Source organism: Leisingera sp. S132 (assembly GCF_025144465.1).
Classification (GTDB): Bacteria; Pseudomonadota; Alphaproteobacteria; order Rhodobacterales; family Rhodobacteraceae; genus Leisingera.
The window spans coordinates 2,129,787-2,147,275 of record NZ_CP083553.1 but is presented as its reverse complement, the minus strand read 5'-3'; the positions used below and the strand labels follow the sequence as shown (position 1 = coordinate 2,147,275).

Sequence of the window (17,489 nt, the reverse complement as noted above, 5' to 3'; positions counted from 1 at the left end):
CGTCAAGTGCTTAGCGTGGAAAGCTCAGGCCATGCCACCCAGCAATTGCGCGTTGCCGCCGGAGGCAGTGGTGTCGACGCAGACGTGGCGCTCCGCCAGTACCCGGGCGCGGTCCGGCTTGCCGGGGATCAGCGGCAGGATCGCTCCGTCTCGCTTGGCGAGGTTCTGCTCGATTTCGCGCCCCGTCGCCTCATCACCCCACCACAGCACGCCTGCAATGCCCTGGATGCTCTCCAGCTGGCTCAGGTCCAGAAGGCCATGCGCCTCAATCGCGGTGCCGCCGAGGCTGATGACCTCTTTGGCCTGCGCTGCCGCGGCCTCGGCGCCCGGACCCATGCACAACAGCGGCGGGCGGGCAGAGACGGTCAGGCGGTTCGATTCCCCGGTCGGGCCGGGCAGGGAGGTGGTCACCGGCTGGGTGGGCACACCGCTCGGCGCCTTCAGGTCGGTGATGCTGCTGTCCCAGCCGCCGGAGCTGGACTGCCGGTCCGGCGCGCAGAAACGGCTGAGGTAGAGCGGGCCGCCTGCCTTGGGGCCGGTGCCAGACAACCCCTCGCCGCCGAACGGCTGGCTGCCGACAATGGCGCCGATCTGGTTGCGGTTCACATAGATGTTGCCCGCATGCACCCGGTCGCAGACATGCTGCACCCGGTCGTCGATGCGGGTGTGCAAGCCGAAGGTGAGGCCATAGCCGGTGGCATTGATGTCGGAAATCACTTGGTCCAGCTGCTGCGACTTGAAGCGGGCCACATGCAGGACGGGGCCAAAGATCTCTTCTTTCAGATCACTGATGCCGGAAACTTTGATCATCGTGGGCGCCACAAAAGTGCCGCCCTGCGGTGCGCGCATTTCCTTCAGCACCCGGCCCTCGGCGCGGGCCTTGCCGACATGGGCCAGAATCCCTGCGCGGGCGCCTTCGTCAATCACCGGGCCGCTGTCGGTGGACAGGTTCCAGGGGTCATCCAGCTGCAGGCAGTCCATCGCGCCTTTCAGCATTTTCAGCACATTGTCGGCAATGTCGTCCTGCAGATACAGGCATCGCAACGCTGAGCAACGCTGGCCGGCCGACTGGAAGGCGCTTTCGATCACTGCCTGCACCGCCTGTTCAGGCAGTGCGGTGGAGTCGACGATCATCGCGTTCAGCCCGCCGGTTTCCGCAATCAGCGGCGCGCCCGGCTGCAGGTTGTTGGCCATTGCCTTGCGGATGCGCAGGGCGGTGGCGGTGGAGCCGGTGAACGCAACGCCATTGACGCGAGGATCAGAAGTGATGGCAGCGCCAACCACGCTGCCGCGGCCCGGCACCAGCTGCAGGGCACTGCGCGGCACGCCGGCCTCATGCATCAGCTGCACGGCACGGTGGGCAATCAGCGGCGTCTGGTCGGCGGGTTTTGCAAGCACGGCGTTGCCCGCGGCCAATGCGGCTGAGACCTGGCCGGTGAAGATCGCCAGCGGGAAGTTCCACGGCGAGATGCAGGAAAAGATGCCTGCGGGCGGCGCATCGGGAATGCGCGCCGCATAGTAACGCAGGAAATCCACCGCCTCGCGCAGTTCGGCCACAGCGTCGGGGATCGTTTTGCCGGCCTCGCGGGCGAGGATCGCAAACAGCTCGCCGAAGTTTTCCTCGTAGAGGTCAGCTGCCTTGTTCAAAGCTGCAGAGCGCTCTGCCGCCGGCGCGTCCCAAGGGTCTGCCAGCGCCAGCGCCAGTTCGATATCTTCAGGGCTGCACTGGGCGATGGTTCCAACCACGCTCTGGTCGGTAGGGCTGGTCACCTCCTTGGCGGCCTCCGGCTGGGCATCGCCTGCCAGCAGCGGCGCGGCCTGCCACTGGTGGCTGCGCCAAGGCGCGCGGGCCGCTTCGATTTTTGCAAGCGTCGGTGCGTGGCCCAGATCGAACCCCTTGGAGTTAGGGCGCTCCGGCGCGTAGAGCTCCGGCCCGGTCGGGATCTTGCCGGTCACATCTGCGACGGCCGCAAACGGGTCCGCGGCCACCACTTCCGGCGGCACGTTCTCATCGACGATCTGGTTCACAAAGGAGGAGTTGGCGCCGTTTTCCAGCAGGCGGCGTACCAGATAGGCCAGCAGGTCGCGGTGGGCGCCAACCGGCGCGTAGATCCGGCAGTTGGTCTTGTTCTGCTCCAGCACCATCTGGTGCAGGGTCTCGCCCATGCCATGCAGACGCTGGAACTCATAGCGTTCGTTGCCGATGCCCTCGGCCATATGCAGGATTGCGGCGACGGTATGGGCGTTATGGGTGGCGAACTGAGGATAGATCCGGTCCGTCATGCCCAAAAGCTTGCGCGCGTTGGAGATATAGGACACATCGGTCAGCGGCTTGGAGGTGAAGACCGGGAAGCCGTCTACGCCCTCGACCTGGGCGCGTTTAATCTCGGTGTCCCAATAGGCGCCCTTGACCAGCCGCACCATGAAGCGGCGGTCGTATGTCTCGGCCATTTCGTGCAGCGCATCAATCGCCAGCCCGGTTCGGGGGCCATAGGCCTGCACCACCACGCCAAAGCCGTCCCAGCCGGCCAGCGCCGGGTCCGAAACCACCGCCTCGATCACCTCCAGCGACAGCGACAGGCGGTCGGCTTCCTCGGCATCAACATTCAGGCCCATCTTGGCCGCCTTCGCCAGCAGCGCCAGTGCCTTCAGGCGCGGCACCAGATGCTCCATCACACTGTGCTCATGTGCCAGCTCATAGCGCGGGTGCAGCGCCGACAGTTTCACCGAGATGCCGGGGTTCCTGCGGATGTCGTCGCTGTTGCAGGCAGCCGCGATGGCGGAAATCGCCTTGGAATAGGCCAGGTGATAGCGCGAGGCGTCGGCTTCTGTGCGGGCGGCCTCGCCCAGCATGTCGTAAGAATAGGTGTAGCCCTTGGCCTCCATCCCGGCGGCACGGTTCATCGCGCTTTCGATGGTTTCGCCAAGAACGAACTGGCGGCCCATCTCCTTCATCGCGCGGCTGACGGCGGTCCGGATCACCGGCTCGCCCAGGCGCTTGATGGCACCGCGCAGGGCACCGATCGGGCTTCGTTCCTCGTCCAGTACCTTGCCGGTCAGCATCAGCGCCCAGGTCGAGGCGTTGACCAGCGACGAAGTCGATTTGCCCAGATGCTTGCCCCAGTCGGACGGCGCGATCTTGTCCTCGATCAGCGCGTCGATGGTGTCGGCGTCCGGCACCCGCAGCAGCGCTTCGGCCAGGCACATCAGCGCCACGCCCTCATCGGTCGACAGCCCGTATTCGGCCAGGAACACCTCCATCAGACCCGGCGCCGAATGGCCGCGGATATCCCGCACCAGCGCAGCGGCGTTGGCGCAGATTCTTTGGCGGTCGTCGTCGGTGAGGGCGGCCTGGGCCACCAGCTGGTCGCGCATCGCGGTTTGATCGGCATAGGTGCCGGCGTCGATCCGGTAGCGCAGCTTGGTTTGAGCGGTCATGCGGGGAACTCCACAAAAGGTGTGCAGGGCTTTTGTTAAGAATACACCCTTTCCAAAAGGACAATCGCCTGAAGATGTGGTATCAGCAGTTCAAATTCTTGAAATATCAGTCTCTGGAAGTCCAAATGAACTCCTTCGATCTTGACCGCTTCGACCGGGCGATTCTGAATGTGCTGAGCGAGGACGGCCGCATCTCCATCGCTGACCTAGCACGGCGGATCGGGCTGTCGAAAACCCCGACCCAGACCCGGCTCAAACGGCTGGAAGTGGAAGGGATCATCACCGGCTACCGCGCCCTGGTGGACCCGATCCGGCTGGGGCTGGACCACGTGGCCTTTGTCGAGGTGAAGCTGGACGACACCCGCGAGGCGGCGCTGGCCAAGTTCAACGCTGCTGTGGCGCGGCTGCCGGAGATCGAGCAGGCGCATATGATGGCCTCGCATTTCGACTATCTGCTGAAGGTGCGGACCCGTTCGATGACCGATTACCGGGCAGTGCTGGGTGAAAAAATCTCCTCGCTGCCGCATGTGGCCTCAACGTCGACTTATGTGGCGATGCAGGCGGTCAAGGAGGACGGCGCGCTGGGGCCGCTGTAGGGGCTAGGCGGGGCTACACGTCCAGTTGACTTGATTGAAACCGCATTTGTGCGACCATGGGGTATGTTTCTTGCCCTGTTCCGCCCCCCGTTTGCTCTCGCTGCGGCTGTCACCGCAGCGGCTTTTCCGGCACACGCATCGGATTGCCCAGAAGCGCCTGACCACAGCACCCCGCTGGAAGCGCTGATGGAGGAGGTGAGAGGAGCAGAAAGTGAAACCCAGGCGCGGGAAATCGCCAACCGGATGTGGGAATATTGGGCCGATGCGCCCAACGCGCAGGCGCAGGCCATGCTCGACCGCGGAATGACAAAGCGCTCCGCCTTCGATTTCCTCGGCGCGCTGGAGGACTTCGACCAGCTGATTGCCTATTGCCCGGACTATGCCGAGGGCTACAACCAGCGCGCCTTTGTGCATTACCTGCGCCGGGATTTCGCCTCTGCCCTGGCGGATCTGGACCGGGCCTTGGAACTGTCGCCCCGCCATATCGCCGCGATGAGCGGGCGGGCTTTGTCGCTCTATGGCCTGTCCCGGCTGGAAGAAGCGCGCGAAGCCCTGGCGGCAGCGCTTAAGCTCAATCCTTGGCTGCCCGAACGCTATCTGGCGGACCCTGGCGGGCCGCTGGCACCCGCCGGCGCAGGGGATGTGGAGTTGTAGCACTGCCCGTGCTGCGGGAAAAATTCGCCGGTCCGGCCGAAAACAGATTGTCCGCGTGAAATCAGGAGGCTAGACCTGCGGCAAGGGCGGCGTTTGACGTGCCCCATGCCCGCGTGGTGGAATGGTAGACACCGGAGACTTAAAATCTCCTGGCCGTATGGCCGTGCCGGTTCGAGTCCGGCCGCGGGCACCAGCTTTCTCAAATGATCTGCGGTGTTCTTTCAGGGCAGTTCCCGTGCGGCTTGCAGCACCGGGCTGGTCAGGAAATGGATGCGTTTTTGATAGCTCTGCACTTTCTCGCGCTGGGATTGCGTTGCCGTGACGATAATTTTGTGCAAGATGTTTCGCGGAATGTGAAAGATCCGGCACATATGGCGCTCATCCACGAGAAAATCTCCGCTCTTCTGGAGGATATGAACCTGTCCAACCGGCAGGCGGCGCTGAAGTGCGGCATCCCTTATGGCACCTTCAACAGCGCGCTGAAGCACGAGCGCGAGATCGGCTGGAGCACGCTGGACGCGCTGGCGCGCGGGCTTGGGGTGTCGTTTCATTACTTCTCTTCCGAGACAGCGGGGCTGGAACTGCTGCCGGATATCCGTGCGGATGCAGCTGCCGTAAAGGCGTTTGAGATTCTCAATACCCGGCTGCAGGCCGCGGCCAGAACCCGGCAGTACAGCGGCTCCGACGTGTCGCTGCAGGATTTCCTGGACTGGTGGTTCACCAACAGCGGCCGCCTGGAAGGGTTTGACCGGCTGCAGCATGCGGTCGACATGTTCAACCCTCCGGATGCGGAGAGGAACCGCATCCAGCCGATCCGCTCCGGCCCGGCCAGCCTCGCCTCGATCTGCTTTGAAGTTTCTGACAGCAGCCAGCTTCGCAGCACGCTGAACGGGTTCAGCGACAAGGTGAACGCCGATCTGGTGATGGCCCACAGCGAAGCCATCAGCCGGGGCGAGCCGGTGATCACCCATCCCTCGCTGGACGTGAAACTGCTGAACGGGCGGCGGTTCACCCGCCAGTACCGAAGGGTGCTGGCGCCGGTCTATCTGCCTGACGGCAAGCTGCTGGTGGTCAACTTCTCACAGGACATCAAAACCGGCTAGGTCGCTCTGCAGCATATGCTCCATCTCCAGCCGGGGCGCGCCGACGAACCATTCGGTGCTGCTGCGCACCTCCGGTTCCGGGTCGCGCCACTTCTGCGCCCGGGGGATCGCCCGGGTGAAGCCATAGACAAGGTCCAGCCGCGCCTGCATGTGGCGGTCGGGGATGAAGGCGTAGATCCAGTCCACATCCCATTTCTGGATTGCCATTATCAGAAAGATCCGCATGAACGGCGCCAGCCGTTCCGCCCGCCGACCGCGGTGGCCGGGCAAAAAGGTCAGTTCACCGACATAGGCCAGCCGGCCGCGCACCTCGCGTGCCAGCGGCTCCGCCACGCTTTCCACGCCGCCGCCAGCTTCATTCGGGAATTGGTGGCGCGAGGTGCGCAGCAGGTACTCTGCCAGCGTCTCCCGGCCCAGATCCTGCAGCATCGAAGCGGCGCCGCCGATATAGGTGTCGCCGTCTTTCAGGAACAGCCAGAAGGCGGAGTTTTCAGTGTGGTCGGCCCGTTCGATGGCAAACCCCGGCATCTGGAACCGGCGTCCTGACGCCGCGGCCGTTTCCGGCACTTTCTCGAAATCGGTGAACATTTCGACCTGCAGACCTGCCTGCGAAAGCGCTTGTAAATAGCCCGAAAGCGTTTTCCCCAAGTCCAAAGAGTTCATCATGGTCCCCCGTCATTTTGTTATCTGCCCGGGCTTGCCGGATCCCCGAATGGCGTTGCCAGCCGGGACAGGACCACTAAACTCAAAACTACTTTTGCGGTAAATTGTTAGTTTCTTCGAGGGTGCACCGCGCCGGGATCATCTTGGGGTGTCAGGGCGGCAGAATTCGGTTTTTTCAAAGAAAAAGCCCGGCAGCGCTGCTGCCAGGCTGATCCGTGTGATGCGGGCTTTAAGTTGTGTCAGCCGCGGCCGCGGTAGGGCGGAACGCCCTGGTCCGGGATCCAGACGCCTTCGGGCATCGGGCCGGTCTGCCAGAACACATCAATCGGGATGCCGCCGCGCGGGTACCAGTAGCCACCGATGCGAAGCCACTTGGGCTCCAGGAAATCGGCCAGGCGGCGGGCGATGGAGACGGTGCAATCCTCGTGGAAGGCGCCGTGGTTACGGAAGGACGTGAGGAAAAGCTTCAGCGACTTGCTTTCCACCAGCCACTCTCCGGGCACATAGTCGATCACCAGATGGGCAAAGTCCGGCTGGCCGGTCATCGGGCAGAGCGATGTGAACTCCGGCGCGGTAAAGCGCACGTTGTAGGCCACGTCGGCCTGCGGGTTCTGCACCCGTTCCAGTTCCGCCTGTTCCGGGCTTTGCGGCACGATGGTGTCGCCGCCCAGCTGCTTCAGATTGCTGTAGATGCTGTCAGACATGTCAGGGTTCCTATGTTCAGACGCCGCGCTTGTTGCCCCAGACCAGCACATGCAGCTGGGGCAGGACGCGGGGGGTGAACCAGCCGTCGCCGGTCACTTTTTCAATCAGCCACAAGAGGCGTTCAGTGGCCTGGTTCAGATCGACGGGCAGCTCCGGGTCGACCTCGGGGTTGCCGGGCTGAAGATACAGCGGCAATTCCGGGTGGCGGTCTGCGGCGGCCTTGGCCCAGGCATAGTCGGCGTCGTCAAACACCACGATCTTCATCACCATCTGGCCGCAGCCCTGGGCCTGATGCAGGCAGCGGGTGAACTTGTGCCAGTCAGTCTTTTCGCCGCTCGACGGTGGCTTCGGACTCAGCACCAGCGTATCCAGCGCCCCGAACCAAGGCTGGGAAACCGAGCCCTGCGTCTCGCAAGCGAAACGGTAGCCTTCTTCCTTGCCGAGGGCGATTACCTGAGAAAAGTTCTGAATCGCCGGGTTGCCTCCGGAGATCGAGACGGTCAGCGGCTTGCCGCCGGACAGGCGCCGCACCTCTGCCATTATCTCTTCCGGCGTCATCACCGCCCAGTCTCGCCGGTTGGCACTGTCGACCGCATGCATGCTGTCGCACCAGGAACAGCGGTAATCGCAGCCGCCCGCGCGCACAAATACCGTGGGCTCCCCGATCAGCGCGCCTTCGCCCTGGATGGTGGGGCCAAAGATTTCAGCGATGCGCAAGCTCATGGCCGGTACTCGGCCCAGGTCTTGGGCGTCTCCGAGACTTTTACGGCGGTCACTTCCGGCCAGCGCGCATGGCACCAGTCATAGAAATGCCTGGCCATGTTTTCCGCCGTCGAATACCCCTCCAGCACGTCGTTCAGATGCCGGTGGTCGAAAGTGCCGTCGATGTAGTCCTTCAGCGGCTTCAACTCATGGTAATCGCGCACGAAGCCGTCGCTGTTCAGCTCCTTCGCCGCCAGCTCCACCACTACGATGTAGTTGTGCCCATGCAGACGGGCGCATTGATGGTCCGGTGGCAGGTGGGTCAGCTGGTGCGAGGCGGAGAAATGGAACTCTTTGGTGATCCGGAACATCAGGCGCTGTCCTTGGCGGCAATTGCCGCTTTCCAGAAATCAGGGTCGGCATAGTCCGTCGGATCCTCAATGCCTGCCAGATGGAAGGCCTCGCGCCGCTCCACGCAGGTGCCGCAGCGCCCGCAATGTTTCTCACCGCCCTTGTAGCAGGACCAGGTCTCGGCAAAGGGGGTGCTGTGCTTGGCGCCGGCGGTGACGATGTCGCCCTTTGTGCGGTGCACAAACGGAGTATAGAGACGCACGTCGGCATAGCCATCGAGTGCCGCGCGCTGCATGGCGTCAAACGCCTCGGTAAAGGCCGGCCGGCAGTCCGGATAGATGAAGTGGTCGCCGCCATGCACTGCGGTCGCCACAGCGTCATCGCCGTTTGCGGCAGCGATGCCATAAGCAATGGTCAGCATGATCGCGTTGCGGTTCGGCACCACGGTGACCTTCATGGTCTCTTCTTCGTAATGGCCGTCCGGCACGTCGATGTCATCGGTCAGGGCAGAGCCGGAAAGCGCGGCGCCGATACCGCGCATGTCGATGATGTCATGCGGCACGCCCAGCCGTTTGGCAGCGGCGGCAGCATAGTCCAGCTCCTTCTTGTGGCGCTGGCCGTAGTCGAAGGAGACAAGACGGGTCAGCTGATGTTCTTCAGCGACCATATGGGCAAGCGAAACGGAATCCAGCCCGCCCGAGCAGATAACGACAGTTTTCATTTTTGAACCCTTGTTTTGGTGACCGGGTAGGCTGCGACCGGTGCCGCGCGTTTAGCAGCATGGCGGGAGTGGCGCAAGCCGCGGGCGTATTGCGAACATTCGGCAGGACTTGTTGGAGAAATTTGAAAGTGGCAGTTGGCTTGGCCGGGCCCTTTTTAAATCGGTGGCAACTCCCCCTCCAGCCATTCCAGAAACGCCCGCGACGCCGGGGTGCTGGCATGGCTGGGCGGCGGCATCAGAAAATAATTCTCCAGCAGTTCCGCCGAGTGATCGCTGGCCCGGACCAGCTGGCCGCTCTCCAGCAGTCCGCCTGCCAGCGTGTCGTGGGACATGGAAATGCCCGCACCGTTCACCGCCGCAGTCATGGCAATCACGTAGGTGGAGGCCAGGTTGATCTCATGGTTGCGGTCAAACGGCACATCCTGCGACTTGAACCATGCCCCCCAGGACCCTGTCACACCTGCACAATCCAGCAGCGTTGCGGTGCTGAAGTCCACCTTGCCGCCCTGATAGCCTGGTGCGCAGACCGGGTAGAACCGGTCATAGGTCAGCCGCACCGCCGCTGCCGACATGTCGTTCGGGCGGCCAAAGCGGATCTCGGTCCCGGCAGAGGCGGCATGGCGCTCCGGGTCCCAGATCGGCGTCACGATGTTCAGCACCAGCCAGGGGAACTTTTCATACAGCCGCGGCAGCCGCGGCGATAGCCAGAAGACTGAGAATGCCATGTTGCATTGCAGGACCAGATGCCGCCCCTGATCGCCGCCGGTGAAGGCCAGGGTCCCGGCCGCAATCAGCTCAAACGCCTCGCGCACGATGGGCATGTAATTCGCTCCGGCCTCGCTGAGCTCCAGCGCCCGGGTTTTGCGGATGAACAGCTCCCGGCCCAGGAAGTTCTCCAGGCTGCGCACATGCTGGCTGATTGCCGATTGCGTCAGGTTCAGCTCCGCCGCGGCGCGGGTGAACGACAGATGCCGGGCGCTGGCCTCAAAGGCGCGCAGCCAGGTGAGCGGGGGCAGGGCGGAGGAGGGCGGTCCGGGAGGCGGCATGGATGTATGACCTATGCATTAGTTCAATTAATGCATAGCGGCTGAATCAATCGTTTGTCAGCAGGAATTGCGGCTGGCACCACTAGGAAAAGCGGAATTGGAGGCCCAAGATGAACAAACAAGCGGAGCTGAGCCCGAACCTCACCCATTGGCAGGAGCGCGTGGATATGGCTGCCGCCTTCCGCTGGACCGCGCGGCTGGACATGCACGAAGGCGTCGCCAACCATTTCAGCCTGGCAGTGAATGAGGACGGCACCCGGTTCCTGATGAACCCGAACCAGGTGCATTTCGCACGGGTGAAGGCTTCGGACCTCCTGCTGCTGGATGCCAATGACCCCAAGACCATGGACCGCCCCGACGCGCCGGACCCGACCGCCTGGGGCCTGCATGGCTCAATCCACCGGCTCTGCCCCCATGCGCGCTGCGTGATGCATGTGCATTCGATCCATGCCACCGTGCTGGCCTGCCTCGCTGACAGCACCCTGCCGCCGATCGACCAGAACACGGCCACCTTCTACAACCGCTATGTGGTCGATGGCGGTTTTGGCGGGCTGGCGTTCGAAGACGAGGGCGCCCGCTGCGCCTCGATGCTGAGCGACCCCAAAGTCAAGACCATGATCATGGGTAACCACGGGGTGCTGGTGATCGGCGATAGCGTCGCGGACACCTTCAACCGGCTTTATTACTTCGAACGCGCCGCGGAGACCTATATCCGCGCTCTGCAAACGGGTCAGAAACTGCGGGTGCTGAGCGACGAGGTTGCCGAGAAAACCGCGCAAGAATTGGAAGACTACCCGGATCAGGCTGAACGCCACCTGGCGGAACTGAAGGCGATCCTCGACGACGAAGGCTCCAGCTACGCAAGCTGAATGCCTGCAAGGGAGGCGGTAAAATGGACGGAACTTTGCACACCGCAGAACGCGACCGCGAGGCCGAGCGCTGGCATTACCACCCCAAGGGGCCGGTGCCGCTCAACCCGCTGTTCAACTGGCCGCCGCGCCCGGCGGCGGTCCTCAGCTGGTACCGCGGCGCCTGGATGGAGATCACTTCGCTGACGCTCTGCTTCCTGCTGGCGCTGGCGGTCTATGCCTGGATGCTGCCGCCGCTGGCGGAGATGGCCGCCTTCCGCCCGGGCTGGATGCTGCAGGTCTGGCTGGCCAACCTGCTGCCGCAGGCCACGGTGGCCGGGGGCCTGCACTGGTGGCTCTACATGCGCAAGGGCCAGGGCATGCAAAAGAAGTTCGACAAGCGCGACCTCTCACGCGGCAACGGCACCTTTACCTTTAAGAACCAGGTGTGGGACAACATCTGGTGGACGCTCGGCAGCGCAATCACCGTGGCGACAGCCTATCAATGGGGCATCTACTGGCTGATGGCCAACGGCTGGGTGCCGGTCGTGACCTTCGCAGAGGCGCCTGTGTGGTGCGTTGTCTGGCTGCTGTTCATCCCGATGTGGTCCGGGCTGCATTTTTACTGGGTGCACCGGCTGGAGCATCACCCGCGGCTCTATAAGCACGTGCATGCGGTGCACCACCGCAACGTCAACATCGGGCCGTGGTCGGGGATTTCAAACCACTGGTATGAAAACCTGCTCTACTTCACCACCTATTTCATCCACCTGATCGTGCCCTCGCACCCGCTGCACTTGGCCTTCCATGCGATGTTCCAGCAGGTGAGCCCGGTTCTGTCGCACTCCGGCTTTGAGCGGGTGATTGCCAAGGAGACCGAGGCCGCCAAGGCAGGGGATTTCTTCCACCAGCTGCACCACCGCTATTTCGAGTGCAACTACGGCACCTCAGAGATTCCCTTCGACAAGTGGTTCGGAACCTACCACGACGGCTCCGCCGCAGCGACAGAGCGGACCCGGGCTTTCAAGAAGCAGATGTACACCCGTTAGGATTGAGGGGTTTGGAAACTGATCAGGATCAAGGCGTAAATATTCGCGATTCCCTATGCCTGACCGCAGGACAGTCGAAGGCATAGGAGAAAGCCCATGTTGCGCCTTGCATCCATCCTCTATTCGCTGATCGGCAGCAGTCTGGCCGGAGCCGGGGTGATTGCGGTTCTGGCGGCCGGGCTGGTCACCACACAGGCAATCATAGGCGCCGCCGCAGCCGGGGCAGTACTGGCACTGCCAGTGGCCTGGCTGGTTGCAAAACAGCTGTATGCCCGCGGCGCCTGACGGGCGTCAGGCGTTCAGGAACACCCGCGCGGCGGCTTCGAACTCCCGCGGCTTCTCGGCGTGCAGCCAATGGCCCGCGCCGGGCAGCTTGGCAAACCGGGCATTGGGGAACCGCGCGCGGATCTCCTCGCGGTGCTCCGGCAGCACGTAATCCGACTCCGATCCTGACAGGAACAGGGCAGGCCCGTCCCAGGCGGCGTCCGTCTGCGGAAAGGACATGATGTTCGGCATCTGATCCGCCAGCGTATCCAGGTTCAGCTTCCATCGCTTGTTCGGCAGGTCCAGCGACTGGGTGAAGAAGCTCTGCAGCGCAGGCTCCACCCCGGCCTCACCCAACTGTGCGGCGGCCTCCGGGCGGCGCTCAATACTCTCCAGATCCAGCGACTTCATCGCATGGATATACTGAATTTGCGTGTGGCCATAAGCAACTGGCGCGATGTCGGCGACAACTAGCTTGCGCACCGCCTCAGGGTGGTTCAGCGCCAGCATCATCGCAGCCTTGCCGCCCATCGAATGGCCGATCACATCCATCTGGCCGCCATGGGCCGCAATCACCCCTGCCAGATCATCCGCCAGCTCCGGATAGGTGTGGCTGTCCGCGCGTGGGCTGTCGCCGTGGTTGCGCATGTCCACGGCCACCACCTGACGCTCATCCGACAGGCGCTTGGCGATGACGCCCCAATTGCGGGCAGAGCCATAAAGGCCGTGGGCAATCAGAAGCGGGGTGTTTGCAGTGGCAGAGCCATGAATGATCGTATTCAGCATGCTCACTTGATAGCCGCGCAGGCGGAGGCTTGCCACCCCCATTGAGGCAGCCGCGGCTGCAGGCTAGGGTAGCCCCGCAGCGCAGCTAAGGGAGAGTGCCGCAATGGCCGCCAGCCTGGACCAGGATATCGAAGACATCTGCACCCTCCTGAAGGAGCGCGAGCACGCCTCCGGCGATCTGTCCGCCGCTCTGAAACACGTCCGCCGCCGCATTCCGCGGCGGGTCTACAAACAGGGCATGCGGCTGGCCGCCGCGCTGCCGCTGCTGGCGCACCCCAAGCTGCGGATGACGGTAGACGAAAAGCCGCTGCAGGGCGCCGCCCGCGAGGTGAAGGCGCATTTGCAGAAAATCGACCTGGCCGACCGGCGCAAGGGCTTCTGGCTCGGTGTCCTTGGCAGTATGGCGTTTTCCATCCTTTGCGTGCTGATCCTTTTGGTGGTGGTGCTGCGCTGGCGCGGCCTGATCTGATTTCCCGCTTTACGCCACGTCTGCCGGCGGTATTTTGAACGCAGTTCAAGACAAAGGCAGGGGGCCATGGCAGGCAAGGTAGAGGCGCGCAAGGCAGCGCTGCGGCAGAAACTGGTTGAGGCGGCTGAGATCCGCATCGCACGCGACGGGGCAGGGGCGCTGCGCGCCCGCGATCTGGCACAGGATGCGGGCTGTGCGCTGGGGGCGATCTACAACGCCTACGACGATCTGACCGCCATCATCATGGCGGTGAACGGGCGCACCTTCCAGAAACTCGGCGCTGCGGTTGAGGCCTCGGTTGCGGGCCGGGAGGCGGAACCGTCCACCCGCCGCCTGATCCTGATGAGCAACGCCTACCTGCATTTCGCGGTGGAAAACACCAACCTCTGGCGGGCGATGTTCGACCTGCGGATGACGGCTGAGGACAAGGCACCGGAGTGGTACCTGACCGCGCTGGATGACCTGTTTGCCAATATCGCCCGGCCCGTGGGGGAACTGTTCCCGGACAAGGACGCGGGTGAGGCATCCCTGATGGTGCGGGCACTGTTTTCGGCTGTGCACGGCATCGTGCTCCTGGGCCTGGAGCAGCGCATCTCCGGCGTGCCGCCGGAACGGATCGAACAGATGATCGCCCAGGTGCTGGAGCAAATCGGCGGTAAGTAGTTTTTGAACGGTGTTCAAAAACTACTTGAACACCGTTCATGTTGTTGCTACATGATTCCCCGTGAACGATGTTCATGTTTGCGGAGGAAGCAATGTTCAACACTCTGAAGACCCTGATCACCGGTGCCAGCGCCCGGGCAGAAGAGCAGCTGCGCGAGACCTACTCGATTGAGCTGATCACCCAGAAGATCCGCGAGGCGGACGCCAACCTGAAGGCGGCCAAGCTGACGCTGGCCAGCCTGATCCAGCGCCAGCGGGCAGAGCAGCGCCAGGTGGACACCCTGGAGGAGCGCATCCGCGACCTGATGGCCCGGGCCGGCGAGGCGCTGGAGGCGGGGCGCGAGGATCTGGCCCGCAGCGCGGCCCAGGCGGTGGCCGACATGGAGAACGAACTGGCGGTGCGCCGACAGACCCTGGACCGGCTCGACACCCGCATCCTGCAGCTGCGCCAGTCGGTGGAAACCGCCAGCCGCCGCATCGCGGATCTCAAGCAGGGTGCCATTGCCGCCCGCGCCACCCGGCACGAGCAGGACATCCAGCGCCGCCTGCGCCGCCACACCGGCGGGGACAGTCCGGCAGAGGAGGCCGAGGCGCTGATCCGCGACGTGCTGCAGCGCGACGACCCTTTCGAGCAGGGCGAAATCCTGCGCGAGATCGACGGCGAGCTGAACAACACCTCGATTGCCGACGATCTGGCCGACGCGGGCTTCGGCCCCCGCAGCCGCAGCACCGCAGCAGATGTGCTGAGCCGCCTCAAACCCAGGGACTGACCCGCCCGTTCACATTCCACGCGGCCAGCCGGGCCGCACTGACTTCATAGAATTTACTGGAGAAATCACATGTATACCGACAACACCGACAACAAGCTGATCATTTTTCTGAACACTGCCGGCGTCGCAATCGCCTATGGCATGCTGGGAATTTCCCTGTGGCTCTCGACCGATGTGCCGCTGGCGACCAAGGGCTATTGGGGTATGGCGGTGCTGCTGCTGACGCTGAGCCTGATCAACGTGGTCAAGTACCGCTTCGACCACCGCTCCAGCGAGGACCGCATCCGAAAGATCGAGGATGCCCGCAATGAAAAACTGCTGGAAGACGCGCTGATGGACACCAAGAAGGAGTTCTGACAGCCGTCAGTCTGACGCTGGCATCAAGGCCGCCCGCCGCAGTCGGCGGGCGGTTGCTGTCAGTGCAGCAGGTACTGTGCCGGGACCGCAGGGCACAGCCAGACACCGTTCGCGGACAACAAGAACTCATGCCCTTCCGCCGCCATGCGCGCAGCATCAATGCTGAGGACGGCGGGCGTGCCGTGGCGCATCCCCACGGACCGGGCTGTTTCCGCGTCCGGTGACAGGTGCACATGCTGCCGCTGCATCGGTTTCAGCCCTTCGCAGAGGACCGCAGGCAGGCTGCGCTCCGCAGTGCCATGAAACAGCGTTGCCGGCGGGCGGCAGGGGGTCAGCCCCAGATCCACGGCAAGGGAATGGCCTTGGTTTGCCCGGATTTTCAGACCGTCAGGTGACAGCGAAAACCGTTGTTTGCTGCTTGTGCGCACAACTTCTTCAATCTGGCGGCGGGTCACAGGGGGGGCGGCCTTGGTCAGGATGGCGTCCACTCCGACCCAACCCTGCCAGTCCATGTTCAATCCCAGCGCGCCGGGATTGTGCCGCAGGATATAGCTGAGAAATTTGCTGAGCTGTTTCAAATCATTGTCTGGCATGGCCGCACTATTCCGGTTTAACCGCAGGAGGTCCAGACAGGCAGTTCTCCCGCCCCTTTCCGGCCTGCCTTCGGCCGGCCTGCAAGCGTTGGGCGTGGCGCCGTGCGGGTGCACGGCGCGGGCAGCGCCCCGCCAGGGGCGCTGCCGGGCCCAAGGCCCTTGCCGGGGCATCCTTGATGCACAGGCGGGGCGCGGGAGCCTGCCGGGCAACAAAAAAACCGCCGCGGCCTCGGGGCCGCGGCGGTTTCCTGTGTTCAGCGAAGCCCGTGCTTACAGGTTCGGATAGAGCGGGAACCTGGCGCAGAGGCCCGCGACCTTGGCGCGCACCGCCGCTTCCACATCCGCATTGCCCTCTTCCCCGTTGGCCGCCAGACCATCGATCACCTCGATGATCAGGTCGGCGATCTGGCGGAACTCCGCCTCGCCGAAGCCGCGGGTGGTGCCGGCCGGCGTGCCCAGGCGCAAACCGCTCGTCACGGTGGGCTTTTCCGGGTCGAACGGGATGCCGTTCTTGTTGGTGGTGATATGGGCGCGGCCCAGCGCCTTGTCGGCGATGTTGCCGGTGACGCCCTTGGGCCGCAGGTCGACCAGCATCACATGGGTGTCGGTGCCGCCGGTGACGATGTCCAGGCCGCCCTGGATCAGCTGGTCCGCCAGCGCTGCCGCATTGGCGCGCACCTGCTTCTGGTAGGCCTTGAACTCCGGCTTCAGCGCCTCGCCGAAGGCCGCCGCCTTGCCGGCGATCACATGCATCAGCGGGCCGCCCTGGATGCCCGGGAAGATCGCCGAGTTCACCTTCTTGGCAATCGCCTCGTCATTGGTCACGATCATGCCGCCGCGGGGGCCGCGCAGGGTCTTGTGGGTGGTGGTGGTGGCGACATGCGCATGCGGGAACGGCGAGGGGTGCTCGCCGGCGGCGATCAGGCCTGCGATATGGGCCATGTCGACCATGAAATAGGCGCCCACGCTGTCGGCGATTTCACGGAACTTCGCAAAGTCGATCTGGCGCGGGATGGCGGAGCCGCCGGCGATGATCAGCTTGGGGCTGTGCTCGCTGGCCAGCGCCTGGATCTGATCGTAGTCGATCCGGTTGTCATCGCGGCGCACGCCGTAATGCACCGCGTTGAACCACTTGCCGGACTGGTTCGGCGCCGCGCCGTGGGTCAGGTGGCCGCCGGAGGCCAGGTCCATGCCGAGGATGGTGTCGCCGGGCTGCAGCAGCGCCTGGAACACGCCCTGGTTGGCCTGGCTGCCGGAGTTCGGCTGGACGTTGGCGAATTCGCAGCCGAACAGCGCCTTGGCCCGGTCGATGGCCAGGTTTTCGGCGACGTCGACATACTGGCAGCCGCCGTAATAGCGGCGTCCCGGGTAGCCTTCGGCGTATTTGTTGGTCAGCACCGAGCCTTGCGCTTCCATCACCGCGGCCGAGACGATGTTCTCCGAGGCGATCAGCTCGATCTCGTCGCGCTGGCGGCCCAGCTCCGCCGTGATCGAGGCATAAAGTTCAGGATCGCGCTCAGACAGCGCTTGGGTGAAAAAGCCGGTGTCACGGGTTGCTTCAGTCATGATGGCTCCGTTGGAGTAGGGATCAGAATTGAGCGATTTCCTATAGGAAACATCCTTGCGCCGGAAGCCTGTAAAGCGACATTTCCCTGCGACAGAACGGCAACTATGGCCATCGGCGGAAAGCTGTGATTGTTTCGGAACCAGA

The 17,489-nt window shown here is 63.7% G+C and carries 20 protein-coding genes and 1 tRNA gene; 11 read left to right on the top strand and 10 right to left on the bottom strand.

What is annotated here, in order from left to right; genetic code table 11:
• Positions 1-24: 24 nt before the first annotated feature.
• Positions 25-3,438, bottom strand: coding sequence for a bifunctional proline dehydrogenase/L-glutamate gamma-semialdehyde dehydrogenase PutA (gene putA / locus K3725_RS10570; RefSeq protein ID WP_260015307.1), 3,414 nt, complete (start codon positions 3,436-3,438; stop codon positions 25-27).
• A gap of 125 nt (positions 3,439-3,563) precedes the next feature.
• Here putA and K3725_RS10565 point away from each other — a divergent pair, with 125 nt between their 5' ends.
• From K3725_RS10565 to K3725_RS10550, 4 genes are all read left to right on the top strand, one after another.
• A complete protein-coding gene (locus K3725_RS10565; RefSeq protein WP_260015306.1) occupies positions 3,564-4,034 on the top strand; it encodes an Lrp/AsnC family transcriptional regulator in 471 nt (156 codons plus the stop codon).
• Between the two features lie 63 nt (positions 4,035-4,097).
• Positions 4,098-4,688, top strand: coding sequence for a tetratricopeptide repeat protein (locus tag K3725_RS10560; RefSeq protein ID WP_260015305.1), 591 nt, complete (start codon positions 4,098-4,100; stop codon positions 4,686-4,688).
• Between the two features lie 107 nt (positions 4,689-4,795).
• A tRNA-Leu gene (locus tag K3725_RS10555) sits at positions 4,796-4,881 on the top strand.
• A gap of 160 nt (positions 4,882-5,041) precedes the next feature.
• Positions 5,042-5,791, top strand: a complete 750-nt coding sequence (locus K3725_RS10550) for a helix-turn-helix transcriptional regulator (protein ID WP_260015304.1) — start codon at positions 5,042-5,044, stop codon at positions 5,789-5,791.
• On the opposite strand, the gene K3725_RS10545 is transcribed toward K3725_RS10550, so the two are convergent.
• The 6 genes from K3725_RS10545 to K3725_RS10520 all read right to left on the bottom strand — a co-directional run bounded on the left by K3725_RS10545 (position 5,768) and on the right by K3725_RS10520 (position 9,979).
• Positions 5,768-6,457: a hypothetical protein gene (locus K3725_RS10545; RefSeq protein ID WP_260015303.1), complete on the bottom strand. Its 690-nt coding sequence runs from the start codon at positions 6,455-6,457 to the stop codon at positions 5,768-5,770. The two genes, K3725_RS10550 and K3725_RS10545, sit on opposite strands and share 24 nt — an antisense overlap.
• A 236-nt stretch (positions 6,458-6,693) precedes the next feature.
• Positions 6,694-7,158 carry a preQ(1) synthase gene (gene queF, locus K3725_RS10540; protein ID WP_019295560.1) on the bottom strand — a complete coding sequence of 155 codons (465 nt, stop codon included), beginning with the start codon at positions 7,156-7,158 and terminating at the stop codon, positions 6,694-6,696.
• A gap of 16 nt (positions 7,159-7,174) precedes the next feature.
• Positions 7,175-7,882: a 7-carboxy-7-deazaguanine synthase QueE gene (gene queE, locus K3725_RS10535; protein WP_260015302.1), complete on the bottom strand. Its 708-nt coding sequence runs from the start codon at positions 7,880-7,882 to the stop codon at positions 7,175-7,177.
• Positions 7,879-8,232, bottom strand: a complete 354-nt coding sequence (gene queD, locus K3725_RS10530; RefSeq protein WP_260015301.1) for a 6-carboxytetrahydropterin synthase QueD — start codon at positions 8,230-8,232, stop codon at positions 7,879-7,881. The genes queE and queD overlap by 4 nt, the downstream gene beginning before the upstream one ends.
• On the bottom strand, positions 8,232-8,933 hold the full coding sequence (gene queC, locus K3725_RS10525; RefSeq protein ID WP_260015300.1) for a 7-cyano-7-deazaguanine synthase QueC: 702 nt from the start codon (positions 8,931-8,933) through the stop codon (positions 8,232-8,234). The genes queD and queC overlap by 1 nt, the downstream gene beginning before the upstream one ends.
• 155 nt (positions 8,934-9,088) lie before the next feature.
• Positions 9,089-9,979 carry a LysR family transcriptional regulator gene (locus tag K3725_RS10520; protein WP_260015299.1) on the bottom strand — a complete coding sequence of 297 codons (891 nt, stop codon included), beginning with the start codon at positions 9,977-9,979 and terminating at the stop codon, positions 9,089-9,091.
• A 110-nt stretch (positions 9,980-10,089) separates the two neighbouring features.
• Between K3725_RS10520 and K3725_RS10515 the strand changes: the two genes are divergently transcribed.
• From K3725_RS10515 to K3725_RS10505, 3 genes are all read left to right on the top strand, one after another.
• Positions 10,090-10,848, top strand: a complete 759-nt coding sequence (locus K3725_RS10515; protein ID WP_260015298.1) for a class II aldolase and adducin N-terminal domain-containing protein — start codon at positions 10,090-10,092, stop codon at positions 10,846-10,848.
• A 23-nt stretch (positions 10,849-10,871) separates the two neighbouring features.
• Positions 10,872-11,876: a sterol desaturase family protein gene (locus tag K3725_RS10510; protein ID WP_260015297.1), complete on the top strand. Its 1,005-nt coding sequence runs from the start codon at positions 10,872-10,874 to the stop codon at positions 11,874-11,876.
• Between the two features lie 96 nt (positions 11,877-11,972).
• Positions 11,973-12,161, top strand: a complete 189-nt coding sequence (locus K3725_RS10505; protein WP_222502914.1) for a hypothetical protein — start codon at positions 11,973-11,975, stop codon at positions 12,159-12,161.
• Positions 12,162-12,167: 6 nt separating this feature from the next.
• Here K3725_RS10505 and K3725_RS10500 read toward each other — a convergent pair whose 3' ends face one another.
• A complete protein-coding gene (locus K3725_RS10500) occupies positions 12,168-12,926 on the bottom strand; it encodes an alpha/beta fold hydrolase (protein ID WP_260015296.1) in 759 nt (252 codons plus the stop codon).
• A 103-nt stretch (positions 12,927-13,029) separates the two neighbouring features.
• Between K3725_RS10500 and K3725_RS10495 the strand changes: the two genes are divergently transcribed.
• From K3725_RS10495 to K3725_RS10480, 4 genes are all read left to right on the top strand, one after another.
• Positions 13,030-13,395: a hypothetical protein gene (locus tag K3725_RS10495; RefSeq protein WP_260015295.1), complete on the top strand. Its 366-nt coding sequence runs from the start codon at positions 13,030-13,032 to the stop codon at positions 13,393-13,395.
• Positions 13,396-13,461: 66 nt separating this feature from the next.
• Positions 13,462-14,058 carry a TetR/AcrR family transcriptional regulator gene (locus K3725_RS10490; RefSeq protein ID WP_260015294.1) on the top strand — a complete coding sequence of 199 codons (597 nt, stop codon included), beginning with the start codon at positions 13,462-13,464 and terminating at the stop codon, positions 14,056-14,058.
• Positions 14,059-14,150: 92 nt separating this feature from the next.
• Positions 14,151-14,828 (top strand): PspA/IM30 family protein, encoded by a 678-nt coding sequence (locus K3725_RS10485; RefSeq protein ID WP_260015293.1) that lies wholly within the window; start codon positions 14,151-14,153, stop codon positions 14,826-14,828.
• A gap of 69 nt (positions 14,829-14,897) precedes the next feature.
• Complete coding sequence (locus K3725_RS10480; RefSeq protein WP_260015292.1) at positions 14,898-15,185, top strand: hypothetical protein; 288 nt, start codon at positions 14,898-14,900, stop codon at positions 15,183-15,185.
• A gap of 59 nt (positions 15,186-15,244) precedes the next feature.
• On the opposite strand, the gene K3725_RS10475 is transcribed toward K3725_RS10480, so the two are convergent.
• Both K3725_RS10475 and glyA read right to left on the bottom strand, forming a co-directional pair.
• Positions 15,245-15,778 (bottom strand): RNA 2'-phosphotransferase, encoded by a 534-nt coding sequence (locus K3725_RS10475; protein WP_260015291.1) that lies wholly within the window; start codon positions 15,776-15,778, stop codon positions 15,245-15,247.
• A 270-nt stretch (positions 15,779-16,048) separates the two neighbouring features.
• Entirely contained in the window at positions 16,049-17,344 is a 1,296-nt protein-coding gene (gene glyA, locus K3725_RS10470) for a serine hydroxymethyltransferase (RefSeq protein ID WP_260015290.1), read from the bottom strand.
• Between the last annotated feature and the right edge of the window lie 145 nt (positions 17,345-17,489).

Excerpts from the sequence above, each read along its gene's own strand:
- putA (WP_260015307.1), bottom strand. The coding sequence starts at position 3,438 with ATGACCGCTCAAACCAAGCTGCGCTACCGGATCGACGCCGGCACCTAT.
- K3725_RS10565 (WP_260015306.1), top strand. The coding sequence starts at position 3,564 with ATGAACTCCTTCGATCTTGACCGCTTCGACCGGGCGATTCTGAATGTG.
- K3725_RS10560 (WP_260015305.1), top strand. The coding sequence starts at position 4,098 with ATGTTTCTTGCCCTGTTCCGCCCCCCGTTTGCTCTCGCTGCGGCTGTC.
- K3725_RS10545 (WP_260015303.1), bottom strand. The coding sequence starts at position 6,457 with ATGATGAACTCTTTGGACTTGGGGAAAACGCTTTCGGGCTATTTACAA.
- queF (WP_019295560.1), bottom strand. The coding sequence starts at position 7,158 with ATGTCTGACAGCATCTACAGCAATCTGAAGCAGCTGGGCGGCGACACC.
- queE (WP_260015302.1), bottom strand. The coding sequence starts at position 7,882 with ATGAGCTTGCGCATCGCTGAAATCTTTGGCCCCACCATCCAGGGCGAA.
- queD (WP_260015301.1), bottom strand. The coding sequence starts at position 8,232 with ATGTTCCGGATCACCAAAGAGTTCCATTTCTCCGCCTCGCACCAGCTG.
- queC (WP_260015300.1), bottom strand. The coding sequence starts at position 8,933 with ATGAAAACTGTCGTTATCTGCTCGGGCGGGCTGGATTCCGTTTCGCTT.
- K3725_RS10520 (WP_260015299.1), bottom strand. The coding sequence starts at position 9,979 with ATGCCGCCTCCCGGACCGCCCTCCTCCGCCCTGCCCCCGCTCACCTGG.
- K3725_RS10515 (WP_260015298.1), top strand. The coding sequence starts at position 10,090 with ATGAACAAACAAGCGGAGCTGAGCCCGAACCTCACCCATTGGCAGGAG.
- K3725_RS10510 (WP_260015297.1), top strand. The coding sequence starts at position 10,872 with ATGGACGGAACTTTGCACACCGCAGAACGCGACCGCGAGGCCGAGCGC.
- K3725_RS10505 (WP_222502914.1), top strand. The coding sequence starts at position 11,973 with ATGTTGCGCCTTGCATCCATCCTCTATTCGCTGATCGGCAGCAGTCTG.
- K3725_RS10500 (WP_260015296.1), bottom strand. The coding sequence starts at position 12,926 with ATGCTGAATACGATCATTCATGGCTCTGCCACTGCAAACACCCCGCTT.
- K3725_RS10495 (WP_260015295.1), top strand. The coding sequence starts at position 13,030 with ATGGCCGCCAGCCTGGACCAGGATATCGAAGACATCTGCACCCTCCTG.
- K3725_RS10490 (WP_260015294.1), top strand. The coding sequence starts at position 13,462 with ATGGCAGGCAAGGTAGAGGCGCGCAAGGCAGCGCTGCGGCAGAAACTG.
- K3725_RS10485 (WP_260015293.1), top strand. The coding sequence starts at position 14,151 with ATGTTCAACACTCTGAAGACCCTGATCACCGGTGCCAGCGCCCGGGCA.
- K3725_RS10480 (WP_260015292.1), top strand. The coding sequence starts at position 14,898 with ATGTATACCGACAACACCGACAACAAGCTGATCATTTTTCTGAACACT.
- K3725_RS10475 (WP_260015291.1), bottom strand. The coding sequence starts at position 15,778 with ATGCCAGACAATGATTTGAAACAGCTCAGCAAATTTCTCAGCTATATC.
- glyA (WP_260015290.1), bottom strand. The coding sequence starts at position 17,344 with ATGACTGAAGCAACCCGTGACACCGGCTTTTTCACCCAAGCGCTGTCT.